At 64.1% G+C, this 20,208-nt stretch carries 20 protein-coding genes; 13 read left to right on the top strand and 7 right to left on the bottom strand.

Going from position 1 to position 20,208, the window contains the following annotated elements:
* Nucleotides 1-18: 18 nt before the first annotated feature.
* Both AB7535_RS08545 and AB7535_RS08540 read left to right on the top strand, forming a co-directional pair.
* Entirely contained in the window at nt 19-513 is a 495-nt protein-coding gene (locus AB7535_RS08545) for a MarR family winged helix-turn-helix transcriptional regulator (RefSeq protein WP_085401716.1), read from the top strand.
* On the top strand, nt 513-995 hold the full coding sequence (locus tag AB7535_RS08540; RefSeq protein WP_063984247.1) for a MarR family winged helix-turn-helix transcriptional regulator: 483 nt from the start codon (nt 513-515) through the stop codon (nt 993-995). The genes AB7535_RS08545 and AB7535_RS08540 overlap by 1 nt, the downstream gene beginning before the upstream one ends.
* Nucleotides 996-1,074: 79 nt before the next feature.
* Here the strand turns inward: AB7535_RS08540 and AB7535_RS08535 are convergent, their stop codons facing one another.
* Genes AB7535_RS08535 through AB7535_RS08515 form a run of 5 tightly spaced genes read right to left on the bottom strand, consistent with a single transcriptional unit; the run spans nt 1,075 to nt 6,211 of the window.
* Nucleotides 1,075-1,803, bottom strand: a complete 729-nt coding sequence (locus tag AB7535_RS08535) for an SDR family NAD(P)-dependent oxidoreductase (protein ID WP_085401717.1) — start codon at nt 1,801-1,803, stop codon at nt 1,075-1,077.
* A 2-nt stretch (nt 1,804-1,805) separates the two neighbouring features.
* Nucleotides 1,806-3,422 carry an ATP-dependent acyl-CoA ligase gene (locus tag AB7535_RS08530; RefSeq protein ID WP_167768111.1) on the bottom strand — a complete coding sequence of 539 codons (1,617 nt, stop codon included), beginning with the start codon at nt 3,420-3,422 and terminating at the stop codon, nt 1,806-1,808.
* A gap of 7 nt (nt 3,423-3,429) precedes the next feature.
* Nucleotides 3,430-3,906 carry an aromatic-ring-hydroxylating dioxygenase subunit beta gene (locus AB7535_RS08525; RefSeq protein WP_085401719.1) on the bottom strand — a complete coding sequence of 159 codons (477 nt, stop codon included), beginning with the start codon at nt 3,904-3,906 and terminating at the stop codon, nt 3,430-3,432.
* A complete protein-coding gene (locus AB7535_RS08520; protein WP_135215363.1) occupies nt 3,903-5,243 on the bottom strand; it encodes a Rieske 2Fe-2S domain-containing protein in 1,341 nt (446 codons plus the stop codon). Before AB7535_RS08520 ends, AB7535_RS08525 begins: the two co-directional genes overlap by 4 nt.
* Nucleotides 5,244-5,260: 17 nt before the next feature.
* Nucleotides 5,261-6,211: a PDR/VanB family oxidoreductase gene (locus tag AB7535_RS08515; protein WP_085401721.1), complete on the bottom strand. Its 951-nt coding sequence runs from the start codon at nt 6,209-6,211 to the stop codon at nt 5,261-5,263.
* A 445-nt stretch (nt 6,212-6,656) separates the two neighbouring features.
* On the opposite strand from AB7535_RS08515, the gene AB7535_RS08510 reads away from it, so the two are divergent.
* On the top strand, nt 6,657-7,580 hold the full coding sequence (locus AB7535_RS08510; protein WP_085401722.1) for a catalase: 924 nt from the start codon (nt 6,657-6,659) through the stop codon (nt 7,578-7,580).
* A gap of 8 nt (nt 7,581-7,588) precedes the next feature.
* Here AB7535_RS08510 and AB7535_RS08505 read toward each other — a convergent pair whose 3' ends face one another.
* The gene (locus AB7535_RS08505) at nt 7,589-8,518 is read right to left on the bottom strand and encodes a helix-turn-helix domain-containing protein (protein ID WP_085401723.1); all 930 of its coding nucleotides are present in this window, start codon (nt 8,516-8,518) and stop codon (nt 7,589-7,591) included.
* A gap of 449 nt (nt 8,519-8,967) precedes the next feature.
* On the opposite strand from AB7535_RS08505, the gene AB7535_RS08500 reads away from it, so the two are divergent.
* The 10 genes from AB7535_RS08500 (at nt 8,968) to AB7535_RS08455 (ending at nt 19,209) form a co-directional block, all read left to right on the top strand.
* Complete coding sequence (locus AB7535_RS08500) at nt 8,968-9,921, top strand: helix-turn-helix domain-containing protein (protein WP_085401724.1); 954 nt, start codon at nt 8,968-8,970, stop codon at nt 9,919-9,921.
* 52 nt (nt 9,922-9,973) lie between these two features.
* Nucleotides 9,974-10,924, top strand: coding sequence for a helix-turn-helix transcriptional regulator (locus tag AB7535_RS08495; RefSeq protein WP_244623229.1), 951 nt, complete (start codon nt 9,974-9,976; stop codon nt 10,922-10,924).
* Between the two features lie 101 nt (nt 10,925-11,025).
* On the top strand, nt 11,026-11,319 hold the full coding sequence (locus tag AB7535_RS08490) for a hypothetical protein (protein WP_085401726.1): 294 nt from the start codon (nt 11,026-11,028) through the stop codon (nt 11,317-11,319).
* Between the two features lie 116 nt (nt 11,320-11,435).
* Entirely contained in the window at nt 11,436-12,641 is a 1,206-nt protein-coding gene (locus AB7535_RS08485; RefSeq protein ID WP_085401727.1) for an NAD(P)/FAD-dependent oxidoreductase, read from the top strand.
* A 79-nt stretch (nt 12,642-12,720) separates the two neighbouring features.
* Nucleotides 12,721-13,518 carry an acetoacetate decarboxylase gene (locus AB7535_RS08480; protein ID WP_085401773.1) on the top strand — a complete coding sequence of 266 codons (798 nt, stop codon included), beginning with the start codon at nt 12,721-12,723 and terminating at the stop codon, nt 13,516-13,518.
* 33 nt (nt 13,519-13,551) lie between these two features.
* Complete coding sequence (locus AB7535_RS08475) at nt 13,552-14,727, top strand: DUF3734 domain-containing protein (RefSeq protein ID WP_085401728.1); 1,176 nt, start codon at nt 13,552-13,554, stop codon at nt 14,725-14,727.
* A 32-nt stretch (nt 14,728-14,759) separates the two neighbouring features.
* Complete coding sequence (locus AB7535_RS08470; RefSeq protein WP_085401729.1) at nt 14,760-15,908, top strand: HlyD family secretion protein; 1,149 nt, start codon at nt 14,760-14,762, stop codon at nt 15,906-15,908.
* A gap of 83 nt (nt 15,909-15,991) precedes the next feature.
* Complete coding sequence (locus tag AB7535_RS08465; RefSeq protein WP_135215364.1) at nt 15,992-17,608, top strand: MDR family MFS transporter; 1,617 nt, start codon at nt 15,992-15,994, stop codon at nt 17,606-17,608.
* A 34-nt stretch (nt 17,609-17,642) separates the two neighbouring features.
* Nucleotides 17,643-18,425, top strand: coding sequence for a 3-hydroxybutyrate dehydrogenase (locus tag AB7535_RS08460; RefSeq protein WP_085401731.1), 783 nt, complete (start codon nt 17,643-17,645; stop codon nt 18,423-18,425).
* A 52-nt stretch (nt 18,426-18,477) separates the two neighbouring features.
* A complete protein-coding gene (locus tag AB7535_RS08455) occupies nt 18,478-19,209 on the top strand; it encodes a YoaK family protein (RefSeq protein ID WP_085401732.1) in 732 nt (243 codons plus the stop codon).
* 63 nt (nt 19,210-19,272) lie between these two features.
* Here AB7535_RS08455 and AB7535_RS08450 read toward each other — a convergent pair whose 3' ends face one another.
* Nucleotides 19,273-20,139, bottom strand: a complete 867-nt coding sequence (locus AB7535_RS08450; RefSeq protein WP_085401733.1) for a PhzF family phenazine biosynthesis protein — start codon at nt 20,137-20,139, stop codon at nt 19,273-19,275.
* Nucleotides 20,140-20,208: the final 69 nt, after the last annotated feature.

The raw sequence follows: 20,208 nt of genomic DNA, 5'->3' as shown, positions 1-20,208 counted from the left end.
GTACTCGATGGTCATGCAATGCCGGCAGCACTCAAAGAGAACATTGTTCCCGTCCCTGGGCAGATCGAAACCCGGCTCTGGCTTCAATTGCTGTCGCTGCATGGCGAGCTGTTCGCGTCGCTGAATTCGATGCTGAACTCCGAGTTCGGCCTGTCGCTCGCAAAATTCGACGTGCTGGCCCAGCTCGATCGCTACCGGGATGGCCTCGCGCTCGGGCAGTTGTCGCAAAATCTGAAAGTCACCGGCGGCAACGTCTCGGGGCTGGTGCAGCGTCTTCTCGCCGACGACCTCATCAGCAGGGAAATGTCGAGCGAGGACCGGCGCTCCTTCATCGTGCGCCTGACGCCAAAGGGCGAAGCGTTGTTCAGGAAGGCAGCCGACGTCCACAAGAAGCATCTCGGCAAACGGCTCGAGAATGTTTCGGCCCGGGAGCTGGACGGTGCGCTGTCCGTACTGAAATCCCTTTCTTCAAAACTTCATACCGAGAGCAAGAAGCAAAGTCGCAAGAGATAATGGCCAGAGAATCCAAGAGCAGATGGAAGTCGGGTCCGCCGAGGACGCGGGACCAGCTGCAAACCTACATCCCGTATCTGTTCAACCGGCTCGCCAATCGCTGGAATCTCGATCAGAACCGCGACCTGAGCGACCACGGCATCAACAATGTCGTGTTCCGGACGCTGTCGGTCCTGTTCATCTACAAGACCCTGACGGTCAACGAGGTCGCCGTTCTCGCGGTGACCGAGCAGTCGACGGCGAGCCGAATGGTCGAGTCCATGGTGTCATCGGGCCTCGTCAAGCGCGAGATCGCGGAGGAAGACCAGCGCCGCCGCGTCGTGGGTCTGACCCCGGACGGCGAAGCGCTGCTGCGCAAGATCTGGCCAATCATGGCGAGCAACTACGACAAGCTGATCGAAGGCATCGAGCCCGACGACATCGAGGTCTGTGCGCGCGTGCTGGCCAAGATGGTCGAGAATATCCGCCAGAACCAGATCTGATCTTGTTTATTGGAGCATGATCTTTTCGGAAAACCGCTTCACTTTGCGCTAACGCGGCCCTCCGGGTCCGGATCATGCTCTACGGGCCAAGGCCGACGAGGCTGGTGCCGCCGCAGACATAGAGCACCTGGCCAGTGACGAAGTCCGAACGTTCGTCGAGGAAGAAACTGATGGCGTGCGCGACATCCTCGCGCGAGCCGAGCCGCCCGACCGGCACGTTGCGCGCCATCCGCTCCTGCTGCTCGGAGCCCTTGGGAATGATGCCCCAGAAATTGTCGGTCAGGATCGGCCCTGGCGCCACGACGTTCACGGTGATGCCGCTCGCGGCGAGCTCCAGCGCCCAGGTCCGCGCCATGCCGTGCACGCCGGCCTTGGTCGCCGAATAGGCCGACCGCGTCGCCGCGCCCATCGCGGCTCGCGAGCTGACGAACACGATGCGGCCGAAGCGGCGCGCACGCATCCCCTCCAGCGCCGCCTGGGTCAGCAGCATCGGCGCGCCCAGGTGCAGCTGCGCCAGCATCAAAATGTCTTCCGGCTTCGCATCGGGCAGCAGGTTCGGCAGGATCACGCCCGCATTGTGCACGAGGCGATCAACGGCGTGATCGCGGCAGATCTCCTGCGCGATCGCGCGCGTCTCCTCGATATCGGAGAGATCAGCGCGATAGGCCGCGAGCAGATCATGCGTCCAGTCCGGCTTCTCCAGCCCGACCGAGATCACGCGCTGCCCGCTCTCGACGAGCCTTTTCGCCAGCGCCTCGCCGATCCCCGAATTGCCGCCGGTGATGAGTGTGGTGCGGATCTCGCTCATGATCAAACCTGCCGCCGCTTGAGGTCGCGAAGGTCGAAGAACGCACCGTCAGACATCAGCCTGGCGACGAAATCCTTCAGGCCGCCGCGCTGGATCTTCTCGGTCGCGGTCAACGGCAGGCTGTCGACGAAACAGATCCAGCCCGGCGCCTTGTAATAGGCCATCTGCTCCAGGCTCCAGCGCACGATCTCCTCGGCGCGCGCGCGGTCGGCACCGGCCTCCTCGGCGATGATGACCGCCGCAACCTCGTCGCCGCGCACCTGATCGGGCGTCGCGGCAACCGCGGCCTGCCTGATTGCGGGATGGCGGTTGAGGACGGACTCGACCTCGACTGCGGCAATGTTCTCGCCGGAACGCCGGATCACGTTCTTCTTGCGGTCGACGAAATGAAGGTCGCCGTCCGCATCGCGCGACACGATATCGCCGGTGTGCAGCCACCCGCCGGCCCACGCCTCGGCGGTGGCGGCCTCGTTCTTCAGGTACTCGCGGAAGAAACCGTAACGCGGGTCCGCACCCGCGCGCCGCACCAGGAGCTCGCCCGGCGTCCCGACCGGCGCGTCGTTGCCGCTGTCGTCGACGATACGAATGTCGACCTCGGGGCCCGGGCGTCCGAAACAGCTCGTGCCGATCTTGCGCGGCTCGATATTGGCGGCGATGACGCCGCCGCTTCCCGTCTCGGTCATCGCCCAGGCCTCCAGCAGCGGAAAGCCGAAGCGCTCCTCGAACGGCGCATGCAGGAGCTTGTCGACGCCGGCGCCGAAGCCGAAGCGCACGGTGTGGGCGCGGTCCTGCTCCGATTGCGGCGCGCTCATCAGCATCGAGGGCATCACGCCGAGATAATGCAGACAGGTCGCGCGGCTGTCGCGGACGGACGCCCACCAGGTACGCGGATGGAAGCGATCGAGCATGGTGAGGCTGCCGCCGACCGACAACATCGCCATCAGCGACACCGCCATCGCGTTCATGTGAAACAGCGGCAGCGGCGTGATCATGCGCTCACAGTCGGGCTTGAGATCGATCAGCCCGCCGACATCGCGATACCAGTTTCCGGAATGCAGGAAATATGTGTTGGTGAGCACGCAGCCCTTGGGCTGACCCGTGGTCCCAGACGTATAAAGCAGCGCGCATTCGCTCGCCTCGTTTCCGGCGGTCGAAGGCCGCGCACCTCCGAGGGGTACGGGAACGTCGTCCTGATCAGTCACGACCGGGATCGGCCGGCCGGCCTGGCGCGCCGCGGTCTCGACCTCGTCGCGCCGCTCGGCGAGGACGAACGCCGCATTCATCTCGGAATGCGCAATGATGTACTCGAGCTCGCTGAGCCGCAAATCGGGATTGATCGGCACGACGGACACGCCGAGCGCGTTGAGCGCGAACCACAGCTCGACGAACACCGGCCTGTTCTGGAGCAGCAGCCCGACCCTGTGGCTTTCGCCATAGCCCCGGCTTGCAAAAGCCGAGCGCCAGCGCTCGACCCGGTCGAGCATGGCGCGGTAGGAAATCTCGCCTGCCGCGATGCCATAGATATCGGCGGTCTCCGGCAGCACGTTGAGGAAGCCCGCCTCCTCCCGGCGAAGGGCGGTCTCGCGAAAGCGGGCGTAGACTGTGGTCGCAGCGGTCAAGGCGTACTCACATGAAAAGCTGGATGTTGCCGAACGGCGCGTCGAAATTGACGAGATCGACTCGCTTGAGCTTGATCTTCAGGGCATCGCCGACCTCTACGAATTCGTGCGACGCCCATCCCGAATACCGCTCCAGCAGATCACCGCGGGTCTCGGTGTAGATATAGGACGTCCGCGCCTTGTAGACGCCCGCAGCCGGGTCGCACGCCACGATCCGCGGTGCCTGGAGAAGATGATGGCAACGGCTCTTCGGCTTCTGGCTGAAGGTCCGCTCGCCGGAGAGCCGCTCGACGCGGACCTTCAGAAGCAGCAGATCCTCGTACATCAACGAGGGCTGGAGCACCGGATCCTGCTGCTGCCATTCGAGCGGCATCCAGTAGCGCCCTTCGGGGTGAAACAGATCGAGCCAGGCCTGCCATTGCATCGTGTCGAGCAGCTCGGCTTCCAGATAGATGAAGTCCGTGATGGCCTTCTCGTCGATCATTCCGCGGCCTCGGCACGCTTGTCCATGTCCATGGTCATGAATTTCGACCAGGCATGGAACTGGTTTCGCATCTGTCGCTCCGACGTGCCGTTGATCACGGCCGTGACGTCCTGCTCTTCATGGCTCTCGTAGAGGCGCCGCAGATTGACCCATTGGTTGCCGTTCGACTTCAGTCCTTCCTGCGCCCGCTCGTACATTTCGAGATCGTCGTGCCCGACGATCGAGGTCGGCGCGTTGATGAAGCGGTTGTACATCAGAGCCCGCTCGTAGAGCTTGTCCGGCGCGCCGACCAGGCGATAGACCCAGCTCTCAACCAGCGTCCTGTCGACCGCGATCGGGATGAAATTGCGCAGGATCTGCACGGCGCCCTTGACCATGATGTTCGGGAAATACACGGTGTTGTGCCTGACCTCGCCGAGGATCTCGTGCGCCCGCTCCTCGCCATAGGCCGCGACCATCTGGCCGACATAGCCTTCGATGTCCGAATAGTTGGAATGGATGGAGTTGGCGACGCCGGTATGGCCGTGGCCGTTCGGCCAGATCCTGATGCCGCTCTGCTCGTAGAACTCGTACGGGCTCATGAAGGGACCGTAGAGCTGCACCGCCATCGGCGTCTCCGTGGAATCGCCCTGCTCGCGCTTCCAGACCTTGACCGCGGTACCGGCCGAGCTCTCATGCGCCACCATCGGATGGCAGGTGTCGGTCTGGTTCTCGACCAGCATCTTCCAATTGCAGGTGTGCATGTAGCGGATCGGCGTCGCCTGGACAGCGAGCTTCCCCTCCGGCGAGCGGTCGACCATGTTGTCGATGGTCGAAAGGCTTTCGCCGAAATAATCCTCGAAGGACACGCCGTCGTCGCTCAGGCGGGCGAAGATGAAATCGCGATAGATCACGACGTTCCTGACCTTCGACAATCCCTCATTCGCTTGCGTGTCGCCAAAGCCGGTGCCCTCGTAGCCCTTTTTCAGAGGGATCGCGAGCAGCGAGCCGTCGGTCTTGAAAGACCAGGCGTGATAGGGGCAGCGGAAGAACTTTCCGGTGTTGCCGCAGGGCTCGGAGGCGATCTTCACGCCCTTGTGCGGACAGCGGTTGTAGAAGACGTGAATGGAGCCGTCGGTGTGGCGGCTCGCCAGCACCGGCTGACGGCCGATATTGGCTGTGATGAAATCGCCGGGCTTTCCCAACTGGCTCGCGTGCCCGACATAGATCCAGCTGTTCGGGAACAGGTGCTCCATCTCGAGCTCGAAGATCTCGGGGTCGACATAGACGTCGCGATGCACCTCGGCCTCGCGCACCAGCGCCGCGATCGCGTCGGCATTCTGTCCGTATTTCGCCATGACGTCCCTCGCCTCCCCTAGAGATCCAGCACCAGACGTTCCGACTTCGCGCGTGATACGCAGATCTGCATGACCTTGTTGGACGCCTTCTCGTCGTCGCTGAGGATGACGTCGCGATGGTCGGGCACCCCTTCGATCACGCCGCACTGGCAGATGCCGCAATCGCCGCGCTGGCAGTCGTAGAGCACGTCGAGACCCGCGGCCTCCAGCGCCTGGATGATGGTCTGACCGGCCGCCACGCTGACGACCTGCCCGGTCGATTTGAGCTCGACCTCGAACGGCAAGTCGGCCGAGGACGATTGCTCGGCCTTGAAGAGCTCGTAGTGGATACGGTCTGCCGGAATGTCCCTGCCGAGCGCAACCGCCTTCACCGCTTCGATCATGCCGGCCGGACCGCAGGCGTAAATGTGGGCGTTTGCAGCGGCATCGCCGAGCGCCGCTGCGATGTCCAGGCGGGACTCGTCGCTGTCGTAGTGGATGGACAGGCCCTTGGCGCATATCTCCTGCAGGTGCGGCAGGAACGCGAGCAGGCCTTGCGTGCGGCCCGCATAGTGCAAGCGATACGGGCTTCCTCGGGCCGCGAGTTTCGCCGCCATCGACAGGATCGGCGTGACACCGATGCCGCCGGCGAACAGCAGCGCGGGCGCCGCTCCCTCATGCAGATGAAAATTGTTGACCGGCGCCGTTGCCTTCACGACATCGCCGATCTTCAGCGCGTGCATGAACTGCGAGCCGCCGGTCGATGCCTCCTCGCGCAGCACCCCAAGCGCCAGCATACCTTCGGGAAGGCCCGGCAAAGCCATCAGCGAGTACGGCCGGTCGCCTCCATTCGGGAGCGCCACGCGGATATGTGCACCCGCCTGCCATCGCGGCGCGACGCCGTCCTCCACGCCAAACACAAGGCTCCGTATGAACGGCGTCTCCGCGGCATACGATCTGACCTTGAGCTTGAGCGGATGCGTGTCCATTCAGGCATCTCACGAATTATATGAATTTGCATATTTTTAGACATGTAATAATTAGCTGTCAATCGCCGGCGCGGGCTCAGGCTCGGATTGCAGTCCCAGGCACGTCTCGTTGGTGCAGGACGGTTGGCACGGCCCCTCCGAGGTTGCCCACGCCTCAGCAGATCACTCCGAAGAACGGCCGGCCGTGCTTTCAATGGACTTTGCTGCCCGTGCACACGCCGCCTTTGAGCGCCCGCCCCGATCCATCATGGGCCGTGGGAAGATTTCAACTCAAGCCATTCATTTTGCTGAGATATTCCATCGCCGACGACCTGCCGACGCCGCGTTCAGTGCCCTGGTGACCGCGCAAGAAGACAGCAATCGCGCTGCAAGCACAGCAATCGCTCTGGAGCGGGGAAGCATCCACGCCGCTAACGGTTGAGGGGAGCAAATCCAAGACCAAGCCATGTCCCTGTCCCCGAGCGGCACCGCCACACCCGCCTCCATTGTCGAGGCTCAGAAAGCCGTTCTGGGCAATCCACCCAAGGCACGCGCGAGCTTTGCCAAAGGCCGCTGCGTCAGGGGGACCTACATCCCTTCGGATCGGGCCGACGAGGTCACGAAGTCGCGGAGCTTCACAACACCATCGCGCGTGCTGGCGCGCTTCTCGGTGGACGGCGGTCCCCGCGAATCCGAGACCAGGGATCTCACGCTGCGCGGCTTCAGCTTCAGGCTCGGCAACGACGAGCATCGCTCCGACATCCTCACACAGAGCGCTCCGGTTCATTATGCGAGGACGCTCGATCAAATGCTGGCATTCCTCACCTCGCGCATGCCCGGTCGCGACGGAAGGCCGGACCTGGAGAAGATCAAGGCCTTCTCCACCGCCAATCCCGAAACGCTGCGTCAGGCGAACTACATCGCCGCGCATCCGCCTCCCCCGAGCTTTGCCGGCACGACCTACTGGGCCGTCCACGCCTTCCCCGCAACGAATTCGAAGGGCGAGACGCAGTTCATCAAATTCAAGGTCGTCCCGGTCGGTGGCGAACTTGCGATGATCGAGGGCAAGGCCAGGACGACGTCCGCCGACGTCCTGCACAACGATCTCAAAGGAAGGATCGCGACACGCGATATCCGGTTCAGCCTGATGGCGCTGCTCGGCCGTCCCGATGACCCGACGCAGGATGTCACGATCCGGTGGCCGGATGAGGACAGCCGGGAAGCCGTACGGCTCGGAACGATCGTGATCACCGCGATCGAAGCGGACGAGACGTGCGATACTTCCGGCTTCGATCCGGCAAATCTTGCGGAGGGCATCGGTTATCCGCCGGACGAGATCTTCGCGGCGCGCCGCGCCGCCTACGCCGGTTCACTGGCGCAGCGCCGCTGATCGGACGATCACGTCTCGCTGTCCCTGATGCCAAGCGCTTCGCGGCGCCATGCCGCCGGGCTGACGCCCACCTGCGCCGAGAACACCTTCGTCAAATGGCTTTGATTGGCGAACCCGACCGAGATCGCAATCTCGGACAGCGGCAGGTCGCGCAGGGTCATCAACTGCTTTGCCGCCTTTACACGCTGGCGGAGCAGCCACTGGTGAGGCGGAAGGCCGGTCGAGATTCGAAACGCGCGGGAAAAATGGCTAACCGAGAGACCAAACTCGGCCGCGATCTGTTGCAGTGAAAGCGTCCCGCCGAGATCCGAGTCGAGCCTTTCGCAGGCTCGCCTCACCTGCCATGGGGAAAGACCGCCCCGGGCCGCATCCGCGACGCGCTGCCATCCGCCATAGGTCTGGGCAATGTGGGCCGTGAACGCGAGCATCATGTGGTCGATGAAGAGCTGGTTGGCCTCTGCCGGACGACGCAGTCCTTCCAACATCAAGGCGCCGATATGGCGCATGATCTCGTCGTCATGGCCGAAACCATACCGGCACGCGAGGTCGCCAATGGGCGGCGTGCGGGCTTCTCGCGCGATTCCGTCGAGCGTCAGACGAGGAAGATAGAAATGGACGGAATGGAACGGCTTGTCGATGACGAAGCGCGGATCGTGCCGGAGATCGTACAGATAGGTCGTACCGGCTCTGACATTCGTCTTCGCAAAGCACTTGCCGTGCTCCCAGAGCTCGCAGTCAGGATAATCCTGCAGCTTCAGGCTGACGAGATAGGCGTCGTCGGCAAGCGAGCCGGAAAGACCCTCGACCGGCTCACTGTTCAGGGTTTCGGTGACCGCAACGTCGACGCCTCGCCGCGACCGCGTGATCAGCGAAGGCGGCGCATCCGCCAGGCTCAACTGCCGCTTGACCCTCTGTCCGAAGGTGCCCGCCAGTGCCATTCGATCGACCCATCCGTGGAATTCTGACCAGGCAACCCATCTGACTGCCGTCGCCCTGGAGGTCGGTAGCATTATCCGCTTCGGAGTACGGGGGTCCAGTCGCGTCGCGGCGTGATTTGCGATTGCGACGGGGCGCCGCGGCCGATTGTGGCAAAGCCATTTTCAGAAGCGATTTCAACATCTAATGCGCAAATCGTGAGCTTGATTCTCCGCAGTCGTCCAGGGATCGCCGATCACAAGATCTCGCGTCCGAGCGCTTTGAGCAGAATCAGGACAAGCACCGCGGTTTCAGGAAAGACCCCGTAGTCCCACGTGCCTAGAAAACCACACCGAGCGCTCGCGGCGCGCTGCGGCACCCGTACGGGCGCAAAAGAAGCGATGGCTTCACGCCGGGCGCGCAAATCGCGCTCAGCGCCGCGAGTGCAAGGCCCCTGAGACGAGCACGTCCAATGAGCAAACCGATCTCGCACAATTCTGCGCGTGAAAATCCTCCGGCCGCATCCGAGCCAAGCCAAGGCCAGTCGTCGGCGACCGGGCGGCGTGCCGCTGACGCCGAGATGGCGCGTGTGCTCCACACCGAACCATTTCGCGTGGCATTGGACTCCTCCGGTGCCGGGATCGCCCACTGGAAACACGAACCCTTGCACGACGTCGTCGAGCCCATGAGCCATCACGTCATCATGGCCTATAACGGAGCGGTGCAGCACATGGAGCGGCGCTCAGGACGGTCCGTTGCGATTGGAACGTTTCGTCGCGGGGCTGTGATCATCATTCCCGAAGGATCGAGCTCCCGATGGGATATTCCGAAGCCTGTCGACGTCGTTCAGCTCTATCTCCCCCACGCAACGCTGAAACGCGTCGCCGACGAAGCCGCGAGCGGCACATCGAGCGAACTCCTGGAGCGAACGGCGCATCCTGATCCCATTACGTCCCGATTGATCCTGAGCGCGGTCAACACGCTGGAGAGCAATGCGGCCCTGGACACGCTGTTCAGGCATCAGTTGATCGACCTCCTGGCGATGCGTCTCCTGGTTGCCCATACCGGCTCGCAAGCCCCATTCCAGCCGACCATCGGTGGGCTTTCGCCCAAGGTCCTGGCCCGTGCCATCGAACGCTTGCGCTCGGACAGCGATACCGACGTCTCCCTCGATGCCCTCGCCTCCGATGCCGGTCTGTCGCGCTTCCACTTCTGCCGCGCATTCAAGGAAAGCACCGGGCTCTCGCCTCACGCCTGGCTGCGCCAATACCGGCTCGAGCAAGCCATGAACCTGCTCCGCGATACCGACACATCGATCGCCCTGGTTGCGGCAGAGCTTGGTTATGCCTCGCAAACGGCCTTCGCCGCGGCGTTCAAGCGATTGAACGGCGAAACGCCGAGCGATTGGCGACGACGCGTGCGTTAGCAGCAATCGCTCCGCGGGTCCCGAAGTGCCTTCCGAACGCGAGACTAACTCCATGGACAAGCCAATCCTGCACGATCCTTTGGGGGCTCTGCTTGCCGCACCCGTTGCGCGCCACAGCGACTCGCCGAACGTCGAGCGGCGGCGTGCCGATGTGGAGATGGCGCGCATCCTGAAGACCGCGCCGCTCCAGATGGCCTCGGACCCCTCCAATGGCGGCATCGCGCATTGGAAGCACGGCGCTCTGCACGACGTCGTCGAGCCCATGACCGACCACGTCATCATGACGTACCCCACAGGCGTTCAGCGCCTGGAGCGACGCGCCGGAAAATCGGTTGCGATTGGAACGGCCCGTTCCGGAGTCGTGACGATCATCCCGGCTGGTTCGAGCGCCAGATGGGATATTCCCGGTCCTGTCGATGTCGTCCAGCTGTATCTTCCGCACGCAACGCTCGAACGCGTCGCCCGCGAAGCCGACGCGCCCATTCCCGGTGATCTTCTGGAGCGAACCGGGCATCTCGACCCTGTCACATCCGGACTGCTGATGAGCGGGGCGGATGTGTTGGAGGGCAACGCGGTTCTGGATGCACTCTTCAGGCAGCGACTGACCGATATCATCGCCACGCGCATCCTGGCCGCGCACATCGGCGAGCCGACCGCCATCGAGCCGATCATAGGCGGGCTGGCTCCCCAAGCTCTGCGACGCGCGATCGAACGCTTGCGTTCGGACAGCGATTCCGACGTCTCTCTTGCGGCGCTCGCTTCGGACGCCGGCCTGTCGCGCTTCCACTTCTGTCGTGCTTTCAAGGAAAGCACCGGTCTTTCGCCGCATAGCTGGCTGCGCCAGCACCGGCTCGAGCAGGCCATGAACACGCTGCGCGACACCGAAATCCCGATCGCCACGGTGGCGGCTGAGCTTGGCTATGCCTCTCAAACCGCCTTTGCCGCCGCGTTCAGAAGATTGACGGGAGAAACGCCGAGCGATTGGCGACGTCGCATGCGCTAAGCAGCAATCACTCTGCAGGCAGAGCAATCGCTCTGGCGCAACTGCAGGTCCGCTCCGCTAAATGATCAGGGTGCCCTCGATCCAATAGACGGAGACGAACAATGACCTGGAAGAACTTCGTTAGTCCGGTCAAACTCGTGCCGCGACGAAGGATGGCCGCAAGCGCCATCATGTACGGACTTTCATTGGCCGTTCGCTTCACCTCGGCAACCGGCGAGGAAGTGGAAATACCGGCGCAGTCCGTACACGACGCAAGTCCGGTGATGCCCATCATCGACAGGGATGGCGGCCAGCTCCCGTACGCCGATTGGCGTCCGAACGCCATCGAGCCAATTTTCTTTCGGCACCGCTGGCCGCCGCCGATGGCTTCGATGCCAGGCTGCCCCTCTCCCTGAGAATTCGCGATCTCGCGTCACGTCTTCGCGTCATCGGTCTCGACGATCCGCCACGAGAGTGGCGGCGGCGATGACGCGCCCATGCCCGGAAAGCTCAATCCACAGGAGATCATCAAATGCGACTCGTCATTATCGGCGCCGGCTTTGCCGGCATGTACGCCGCACTTTCCGCCGCGCGCCTGCGGGACATTCAGGGCGCTTCGCCCGAACAACTCGAGATCGCGCTTGTTGCACCGGAGCCGACGCTCGTGGTTCGGCCCCGCCTCTACGAAAGCAAGCCCGAGACCCTGACGGCACCTCTGCAAGACGTGTTGAAGGCCATCGACGTCGTCTACGTGCAAGGCAGCGCCGGGACCATCGATACCAAGTCTCGTGCGATCGAGCTCGTCACGGCCGAAGGCACGAAGCAGACTCTCTCCTACGATCGGCTGGTCGTTGCCACCGGCAGCCGGCTTTTCCGACCGAACATCCCCGGCATCGCCGAGCACGCCTTCAGCGTCGACAAGCTCGACGATGCGATTGCGCTCGAGCGGCATCTCCATGATCTGGCCGATCGGCCTGCAAGGAACGGACGCGATACGGTCGTCGTGGCCGGCGGCGGGTTCACCGGTATCGAGACGGCGACGGAGATGCCGGCGCGGCTGCGTGCGGTCCTCGGCAAGAACTCCAAGGCACGCGTCGTCATCGTCGATCGCAACAGTACGATCGCTCACGATATGGGCACAGATTCCCGCCCCGTCATTGAGGATGCGCTGCGCAAGCTTGGCGTGGAGACCCGTCTCGGCACCGGTGTCGCGTCGCTCGACAAGTCTGGCGTCACGCTTTCCAGCGGCGAACACATCGAGGCGGAGACCGTGATCTGGGCCGCGGGCATGCGCGCCGCTCCTTTGACCGCGCAGATCCCGGCCGAGCGCGACAATCTGGGCCGCCTCCTTGTCGACCGCGACTTGCGAGTGCCGGGCGTGGCCGGCGTCTTTGCCACCGGCGATGCCGCCAAAGCAGCGTGTGACGACGTCGGCAACCACGCGCTGATGTCGTGCCAGCATGCCACGCGAATGGGCGCGTTTGCCGGCAACAATGCCGCTGCCGAACTTTTGGGTGTCGCGACCAGGCCTTATCACCAGAAGGCCTACGCCACCTGCCTCGATCTGGGAGAAGCCGGCGCGATCTTCACGCGAGGCTGGGATCGGAAGCTCGAGCTCGTCGGCGACGAGGCGAAGCGGACCAAGCAGCAGATCAATACTGTCTGGATCTATCCGCCCCGACCGGAACGTGCGGCCGCGCTGGCCTCGGCCGATCCGGAGCACGTCGGCGAGGTGTAGCTGCCTCGCGCGAAACCGGGCCGCGTCGACCGTGCGCGAGCCCGGCCCGATCACCCCATACCAACCGGAGCCGACCATGATGAAACACGAAACCGTGCGCGCGAGCGCGTTCGCCATGCCACTGACCAGCCCGGCTTTCCCGCCCGGCCCCTATCGCTTCATCAATCGCGAATACTTCATCATCCAGTACCGGACAGATCCCGAGGCACTGCGCCGGATCGTGCCCGCACCACTCGAAATCACCGAACCGGTGGTGAACTATGAGTTCATCCGAATGCCGGACTCGACCGGATTTGGCGACTACACCGAAAGTGGGCAGGTCGTTCCGGTGTCCTATCAGGGCAAGGCCGGCAGCTTCGTCCACCAGATGTTCCTCAACGATCATCCGCCAATTGCGGGCGGGCGCGAGCTCTGGGGCTTTCCCAAGAAGCTGGCGCAGCCGAAGCTTGAGGTCGAGACCGACACCCTGGTCGGCACCTTGAACTACGGCTCGGTCCGCATCGCGACCGGCACGATGGGCTACAAGCACCGGGCCCTGGACGCCGCGGCCGAAGCAAAAAAGCTCGCCGCACCGAATTTCCTGCTCAAGATCATTCCGCATGTCGACGGCACGCCGCGCATCTGCGAGCTGGTGCGCTTCCATCTCGAAGACATCACCGTGAAGGGCGCCTGGACTGGGCCGGCAGCGCTCGACCTGTACTCGCACGCCCTTGCCCCCGTCGCCGAACTGCCGGTGCTCCAGGTGCTCTCGGCCAAGCATATCGTCGCCGACCTGACGCTCGGGCTCGGCACCGTGGTCCACGACTATCTGGCCTCGAGCGAAATCGTGCGGCGGCGCGGATCCTCCGAAACCCTGGTCGACGCGAATGCCGGCTGATCGACATCATCCGTACCATCGGGAGTCCTCAAAATGCTGAACGTGATGCGCGAGCAAACCAATCCTGTGCCGCAGCGGAGCAATTCGCTGCCCTACGATGTCGTCGCCCTGGTGTTGCAAGGCGGCGGCGCACTCGGCGCCTATCAGGCCGGAGTCTATGAAGGCCTGCACGAGGCCGGCATCCGGCCGAACTGGCTGGCCGGCATCTCGATCGGCGCGCTCAACGCCGCGATCATCGCGGGCTCGCCCGAAGGCGAGCGTGTTGCACGGTTGCGCGAGTTCTGGGAAACCATCTGCGCGTTTTCGATCGAGTGGCCCGCCGGCGAAGGGCTCGCCAACGCCCTGCCGTTTGCGTTCGACATCAACTCGGTACGCAACGCGATGGCGGCGGCGCGGGCCTTGATCCATGGCCAGCCTGGCTTCTTCAAGCCACGCTTCCCCTCGCCGCTCTGGTCACCGTTCTCGGGCGACGCCGCGACCAGCTTTTACGATACGGCCCCCCTGCACCGGACGCTGGAAAGGCTCGTCGACTTCGACCGGCTGAACTCGGGCGACGTGCGCGTCAGCGTCGGCGCGGTCAACGTCCGCACCGGCAACCTGACCTATTTCGACACCGCCGAGCGCCGGCTGGGACCGAAGCATTTCATGGCATCGGGCGCGCTGCCGCCGGGCTTCCCCGCCGTCGAGATCGAAGGCGAGCACTATTGGGATGGCGGCGTGGTTTCGAACACGCCTTTATCCCGCGTGCTGTCCGGCGAGCCGTGTGACACGCTGACGTTCCAGATCGATCTCTGGTCGGCCAAGGGCCACGTTCCCCACGACATGATGGAAGTGTCGAGCCGGCAGAAGGACATCCAGTATTCGAGCCGCACACGCGCCGTGACCGACCAGGTGCTGCGGATGCAGAAGATGCGTCAGGCCTTGCAGCGCACGATCGCGAAATTGCCGGACGCCGCCAGGCACGATCCCGAGATCCGCGCGATTGCGGAGATGGCGCGCCATCGTTGCTACAACATCGTGCACCTGATCTATCAGACCAAGATCCACGAGGGCCATTCGAGGGATTACGAGTTCGGGTTGAGCGCGATGCGCGCTCACTGGCAGAGCGGACTGGACGATATCCGCCGCACGCTGGCCGATCCGCGACGCCTGGACCCGCCGGCTCCCGAGCTCGGCATCGTCACCCACGACGTCCATCGCCGCGACTGAATCTCACCGCCCACCTCGTTTCGGAGAATACCATGTCTTCCATTCCCTATGCTCCCGAGCAGGACGCCAAAGCCAGCCTTCGGCCGTCCGGGCAGGCGATCAGGCGGGCCGCCCTCGCCTTGGCACTGGCCCTGGGCGTCGTCGCCGCAGCCGAGTTCGGCCACCACTATCTCACCATCGGCCGCTATCTGGAGACCACGGACGACGCCTACGTGAAGGCGGATTCCACGATCATCTCGCCGAAAGTGTCGGGCTATATCGCGCAGGTCCTGGTCGGCGACAACGAAATGGTGAAGGCCGGCCAGTTGCTGGCAAAGATCGACGATCGCGATTTCCGCGCCGCGCTCGATCAGGCCGGCGCTGACGTCGCCGCATCCGACGCCGCTGTCCGCAATCTCGATGCACAGCTTGCCCTGCAGCAGCCGATCATCGAGCAAGGCACGGCCGATGTCGCGGCCGCCACGGCCAATCTGAACTTCGCGCAGGAAGAGCAGGCCCGATACGACGGGCTGATGAAGACGGGCTCCGGTACGGTGCAGCGCGCGCAGCAGACCGACGCGGCACTGCGCGCCGCCGCCGCGCAATTGCAGCACGCCAAGTCGGGCCTGCTCGCGGCCGAGCGCAAGGTCGACGTGCTCTCCACCGAACGCGCCAGGGCAGTCGCGCAGCGCGACCGCGCCCGCGCGGTCGAGCAGCAGGCGGCATTGAACCTCTCCTACACCGGCATCATCGCGCCGGTCGACGGCACCGTCGGTGCGCGCTCGCTCCGGGTCGGGCAATTCGTCCAGGCCGGTACGCAGTTGATGGCCGTCGTCCCGCTCGATGCCGTGTACATCGTCGCCAATTTCAAGGAAACCCAGCTCACCCATGTGCGCGGTGGCCAGCCCGTCGAGCTGACCATCGACAGCTTCCGCGGCACCAGACTGCAGGGCCATGTCGACAGCCTGTCCCCGGCAAGCGGCCTGGAGTTCGCGCTGCTGCCGCCCGACAACGCGACCGGCAACTTCACCAAGATCGTCCAGCGCATGCCGGTGAAAATCGTCCTCGACGACCGCAGCCTGACCGGCCTGCTCCGTCCCGGCATGTCGGCCGAGCCGACCATCAACACCAGATCGGCGGCGATCGCCGAACGCGAAAGCAAAAAGCGTCTCGCATCGCAGCGCCCCGAGCCTCGCAGTTGAATGAACACGCGTCCCTGGCGGTTGTCTCCTCCCGGACAGTCCGCTCAGGCAATGCTTCTCTCGCAAGCGACGAGCAGACAACCATGACCACACTGCAACCGGCCATCGATGCCGTGCCCGCCGGCGAAGACGAGCGGTCCGTCATCACACCGACTCCGGCGGTCTCCGCCAAGACCTGGATCGCCATCGCCGGCGCCACGCTCGGCGCCTTCATGGCGGTGCTCAACATCCAGATCGTCAACGCTTCGCTGGCTGACATCCAGGGCGCGATCGGAGCCGGTATCGATGATGGCGGCTGGATCTCGACCTCCTACCTGATCGCCGAGATTGTGGTGATCCCGCTGTCCGGCTGGCTCGCGCAGGCGTTCTCGATCCGCATCTATCTCCTGACCAATGCGACGTTGTTCCTGGTGTTCTCGGCGGCCTGCGCGCTGGCGCAAAACCTGTCGCAGATGATCGTGTTGCGCGCCGTTCAGGGCTTTACCGGTGGCGTGCTGATCCCGATGGCGTTCACGCTCATCATCACGCTGCTGCCAAAGGCGAAGCAGCCGATCGGGCTGGCGCTGTTTGCGATCTCCGCGACCTTTGCGCCCGCGATTGGGCCGACCATCGGCGGCTATCTCACCGAGAACTGGGGCTGGCAGTACATCTTCTACGTCAACCTGGTGCCGGGCGCGGTCATGATCGGCTTGCTGTTCGTCTCGCTCGAGTCGCAACCGATGAAGCTGTCGCTGCTGCGCGAGGGCGATTGGGCCGGGATCGCCACCATGGCGATCGGTCTCGCCGCGCTGCAGACCGTGCTCGAGGAAGGCAACAAGGACGACTGGTTCGGCTCGCCGTTCATCGTCAAGCTGTCGATTGTCGCGGCGATCGCGCTGTCGGCCTTCCTGTGGATCGAGCTGGCGGCCAGGAAGCCGCTGCTGAACCTCCGCCTCCTGGCGCGTCGCAATTTCGGCTTCGGTATCCTCGCCAATTTCCTGCTCGGCATCGCGCTCTACGGCTCGGTCTTCATCCTGCCGGTCTATCTATCGCGCATCCAGGGCTACAACGCCGAGCAGATCGGCATGGTGCTGGCGTGGACCGGGCTGCCGCAGCTGTTGCTGATCCCGCTGGTGCCGCAACTGTTACGGCGCTTCGACGCGCGGCTCATCATCGGTGTCGGCTTTGCGCTGTTCGCAGCCTCCAACTTCATGAACATCTCGATGACCAACGACTACGCCACCGACCAGCTCTTCTGGCCGAACGTCGTCCGCGCCTTCGGTCAGGCACTGGTGTTCGCCCCGCTGTCCGCTGTCGCGACATCGGGCATCGAGGCGGAGAACGCGGGTTCGGCCTCGGGCCTGTTCAACATGATGCGTAACCTCGGCGGCGCCGTCGGCATCGCGCTGCTGCAGACGCTGCTCACCAAGCGCGAGCAATATCACTCCAACGTGCTGACGCAGTCGGTCTCGCTGCTGGAGCAGGCCACACAAGCCAGGCTCGAGAAGCTGACGCAGTATTTCATGAACCACGGCGTGACCGATCGCATCGACGCCGCTCACCGCGCCTATGTCGCGATCGGCAAGATCGTGCAGAAGCAGGCTTTCATCCTGGCTTTCGGCGACATGTTCTACCTGCTCGGTGTCGCGCTGATCGTCGCACTCGCCGCCTCCATGATGCTGAAGAAGCCCGGCCAGATCGAGGCCGGCGGGACCCACTAGTCCCCCACCCCACCTGACGTCGAAAGGAACTCCCATGTTGAAGGATAAGGTCGCTATCGTCACCGGATCGACCAGCGGTATCGGGCTCGGAATCGCCAGAGAGTTGGCTAGGCTCCGCGTCAACCTCGTGTTGAACGGCTTCGGCGACCCCGGCGAGATCGAAGCCATCCGCAGCGGGATCGAGCGCGAGCACGGCGTGCGCGTAGTCTACGATGGCGCTGATATGTCGAAGGGCGATGCCGTGCGCCGATTGATCGCCGCGACAATCGAGACGTTCGGACGCCTCGACATCCTCGTGAACAATGCCGGCATCCAGTTCACCGCGCCGGTGGAAGAATTTCCGTCGGCCAAGTGGCATGCGATCCTGGACATCAACCTGTCGGCCGCGTTTCACGGCATCGCGGCGGCAGTGCCCCAGATGAAGAAGCAGCACTGGGGCCGGATCGTCAACATCGCCTCAACCCACGGCCTCGTCGCTTCGACGCACAAGGCGGCCTACGTCGCCGCCAAGCACGGGTTGATCGGCCTGACCAAGGTGGTTGGCCTGGAGACCGCCGGCAGCGGCGTGACCTGCAACGCAGTCTGTCCCGGCTGGGTGCGGACGCCCTTGGTCGAAAAGCAGATCAGCGACATCGCCGCAGAGAAAAACATCAGTCAAAAGGACGCCGCCAAGGCACTCCTGGGCGAGAAACAACCGTCATCCGAGTTCGTCTCTCCGGAGCAGCTTGGAGGCACCGTGGCCTTCCTGTGCTCGCCTGCGGCGGACCAGATCACGGGCACCGCGATCGCGGTCGATGGCGGATGGACGGCACAGTAGCCGGCGGTCAGTGAGCGGCCCATGCGAACGGCCAGCATCGGAGTAGCCAAAGATGTCCCTGCTCGCCAGAGACCTCATCGTGCTGCAAAGGTCCGCGGATTCAGCGGATGACGCAGCGGAGCTGTCGCGCCTGGAGGCGCGGCTGCCACCGCTGCTCAGCATCATCGCCGGAATGGTCGACTTCACCGGCTTCTTCACGCTGGGTCATATCTTCACGGCTCACGTGACCGGCAATATCGTGCTGGCCGCCGTCGTTGCCATCGATGGCGGCTCGTTTCATTGGGCACAGTTGTTGGCGATTCCCGTCTTCATGCTGACCCTGGCGACCGTCTGGCTGATCGCCCAAGCTTCCGGCCGGCACGGTTCGAGCCTGGCGCGACTGTTGCTTCGGGTTCAGTTCCTCGTGCTGGCCGCGTTGTTGATCTTCAGCGTCATCACAAGGCCGTCTGCCGATGCGGCTGGATCCCGGGCCGGCGCGGCCGCGATGATCGCCGTGTCGGCCATGGCCTGCCAGTACGCGCTCCTTCGCCTCGCTCTGCCGGGCGCGATCTCGACGGCGGTGATGACCGGCAATCTGGCCAATGCCGTCTTGTCGGCGATGGACCTGCTCGCTCCACGCACCCCTCTGCTGCCGCATGATTCAACGCCGCTGGGTCGCTCGCTCCATCGCTTGCTCGGCTTCATCTTCGGCTGTGTCGCCGCCGCGGCGGCTGTTTCAGTACTGGGAGACTGGGCCTGGTCCCTTCCGGCAGCCTTGTCTGCCGTCGCGGTCGCGGTGCGTTAGCGGGTCTGACTCAATATGCATACCGCAGCCGAAGCGCGGCATGATCGACCATCGACCTGTGGCTTAATCGGCAATCCTGCCATCCACGCACGTAACGCAAGCGCCGCCAACGCTGATCTCGCCGTCCGCTTCGATCGCCAAGGCGATGCGGCCATCGCGCCCGACGCAGCGCCCCTGCGCCGCCGTGTAGCTCGTCCCGGCCTTGAGGAGACCGCGGTCGCGATGGAACACGGCGATGGCGCCGTTTCCACTGCCGCATACCGGGTCCTCCTCGACGCCGCATGATGGTGCAAAAGAACGCACCTCGATAGCCGCCTCGCCATCAGCGTGACGGCCAAAAAGCGAGAGCCCGGTCACACCGAGCCGCTTCTCGAAGGCAGCCGAGCGCCGGAAGTCTGGGGTCAGCGCGAGCACACTGTCCGCGTCGGCAAGTTGCGCGACGACCCAGACGGCCCCGACATCCACGATCGCTGGAGCCACCTCGCGAACGATCCGATGCCCGATGACTGCCTCCAATTCGTCGACGTCTGCGGCTGAAAGAGCCGTGACCTTCGCCGGCGGCAACGCAAGCGTCAGACGCCTCTCCGCGCCGTCGCCCTCCACGGCAATCCGCACCAGCCCGACACCGCATTCCTGGACGAGACGACCGCCCCGGGGCATCACGCGGCCTGCCTCCAACACGGCATGGGCGCTGCCGAGCGTCGGATGCCCGGCAAACGGCAGTTCGCTGCGGGGGGTAAAAATGCGCAGGCGGTAGTCCGCCTCGGAACTCGTGGGCGGCAAGAGAAATGTCGTTTCCGACAGGTTCGTCCAGCGGGCAATTGCCTGCATTTCGGCCGTCGCCAGCCCCTCGGCATCACGGACGACTGCGACGGGGTTTCCCAGGAAGGGTTTGGAGGAGAAAGCGTCGACGACTTTGTAGGCTCTCATGACTCTCGCTCTGCGGTTTGCCATCGCAGTGTTAACGCTTGACCTGCCCCGCTTGTAAAGGGCTCGAGG

The organism is Bradyrhizobium sp. 956_D2_N1_4 (assembly GCF_052076025.1).
Classification (GTDB): Bacteria; Pseudomonadota; Alphaproteobacteria; order Rhizobiales; family Xanthobacteraceae; genus Bradyrhizobium; species Bradyrhizobium barranii.
The sequence above is the reverse complement of the archived record's forward strand: the minus strand, read 5'-3'. Positions and strand labels throughout refer to the sequence as shown.

Excerpts from the sequence above, each read along its gene's own strand:
- AB7535_RS08485 (WP_085401727.1), top strand. The coding sequence starts at position 11,436 with ATGCGACTCGTCATTATCGGCGCCGGCTTTGCCGGCATGTACGCCGCA.
- AB7535_RS08490 (WP_085401726.1), top strand. The coding sequence starts at position 11,026 with ATGACCTGGAAGAACTTCGTTAGTCCGGTCAAACTCGTGCCGCGACGA.
- AB7535_RS08465 (WP_135215364.1), top strand. The coding sequence starts at position 15,992 with ATGACCACACTGCAACCGGCCATCGATGCCGTGCCCGCCGGCGAAGAC.
- AB7535_RS08500 (WP_085401724.1), top strand. The coding sequence starts at position 8,968 with ATGAGCAAACCGATCTCGCACAATTCTGCGCGTGAAAATCCTCCGGCC.
- AB7535_RS08535 (WP_085401717.1), bottom strand. The coding sequence starts at position 1,803 with ATGAGCGAGATCCGCACCACACTCATCACCGGCGGCAATTCGGGGATC.
- AB7535_RS08540 (WP_063984247.1), top strand. The coding sequence starts at position 513 with ATGGCCAGAGAATCCAAGAGCAGATGGAAGTCGGGTCCGCCGAGGACG.
- AB7535_RS08480 (WP_085401773.1), top strand. The coding sequence starts at position 12,721 with ATGAAACACGAAACCGTGCGCGCGAGCGCGTTCGCCATGCCACTGACC.
- AB7535_RS08455 (WP_085401732.1), top strand. The coding sequence starts at position 18,478 with ATGTCCCTGCTCGCCAGAGACCTCATCGTGCTGCAAAGGTCCGCGGAT.
- AB7535_RS08460 (WP_085401731.1), top strand. The coding sequence starts at position 17,643 with ATGTTGAAGGATAAGGTCGCTATCGTCACCGGATCGACCAGCGGTATC.
- AB7535_RS08505 (WP_085401723.1), bottom strand. The coding sequence starts at position 8,518 with ATGGCACTGGCGGGCACCTTCGGACAGAGGGTCAAGCGGCAGTTGAGC.
- AB7535_RS08475 (WP_085401728.1), top strand. The coding sequence starts at position 13,552 with ATGCTGAACGTGATGCGCGAGCAAACCAATCCTGTGCCGCAGCGGAGC.
- AB7535_RS08495 (WP_244623229.1), top strand. The coding sequence starts at position 9,974 with ATGGACAAGCCAATCCTGCACGATCCTTTGGGGGCTCTGCTTGCCGCA.
- AB7535_RS08470 (WP_085401729.1), top strand. The coding sequence starts at position 14,760 with ATGTCTTCCATTCCCTATGCTCCCGAGCAGGACGCCAAAGCCAGCCTT.
- AB7535_RS08510 (WP_085401722.1), top strand. The coding sequence starts at position 6,657 with ATGTCCCTGTCCCCGAGCGGCACCGCCACACCCGCCTCCATTGTCGAG.
- AB7535_RS08450 (WP_085401733.1), bottom strand. The coding sequence starts at position 20,139 with ATGAGAGCCTACAAAGTCGTCGACGCTTTCTCCTCCAAACCCTTCCTG.
- AB7535_RS08545 (WP_085401716.1), top strand. The coding sequence starts at position 19 with ATGCCGGCAGCACTCAAAGAGAACATTGTTCCCGTCCCTGGGCAGATC.
- AB7535_RS08525 (WP_085401719.1), bottom strand. The coding sequence starts at position 3,906 with ATGATCGACGAGAAGGCCATCACGGACTTCATCTATCTGGAAGCCGAG.
- AB7535_RS08520 (WP_135215363.1), bottom strand. The coding sequence starts at position 5,243 with ATGGCGAAATACGGACAGAATGCCGACGCGATCGCGGCGCTGGTGCGC.
- AB7535_RS08515 (WP_085401721.1), bottom strand. The coding sequence starts at position 6,211 with ATGGACACGCATCCGCTCAAGCTCAAGGTCAGATCGTATGCCGCGGAG.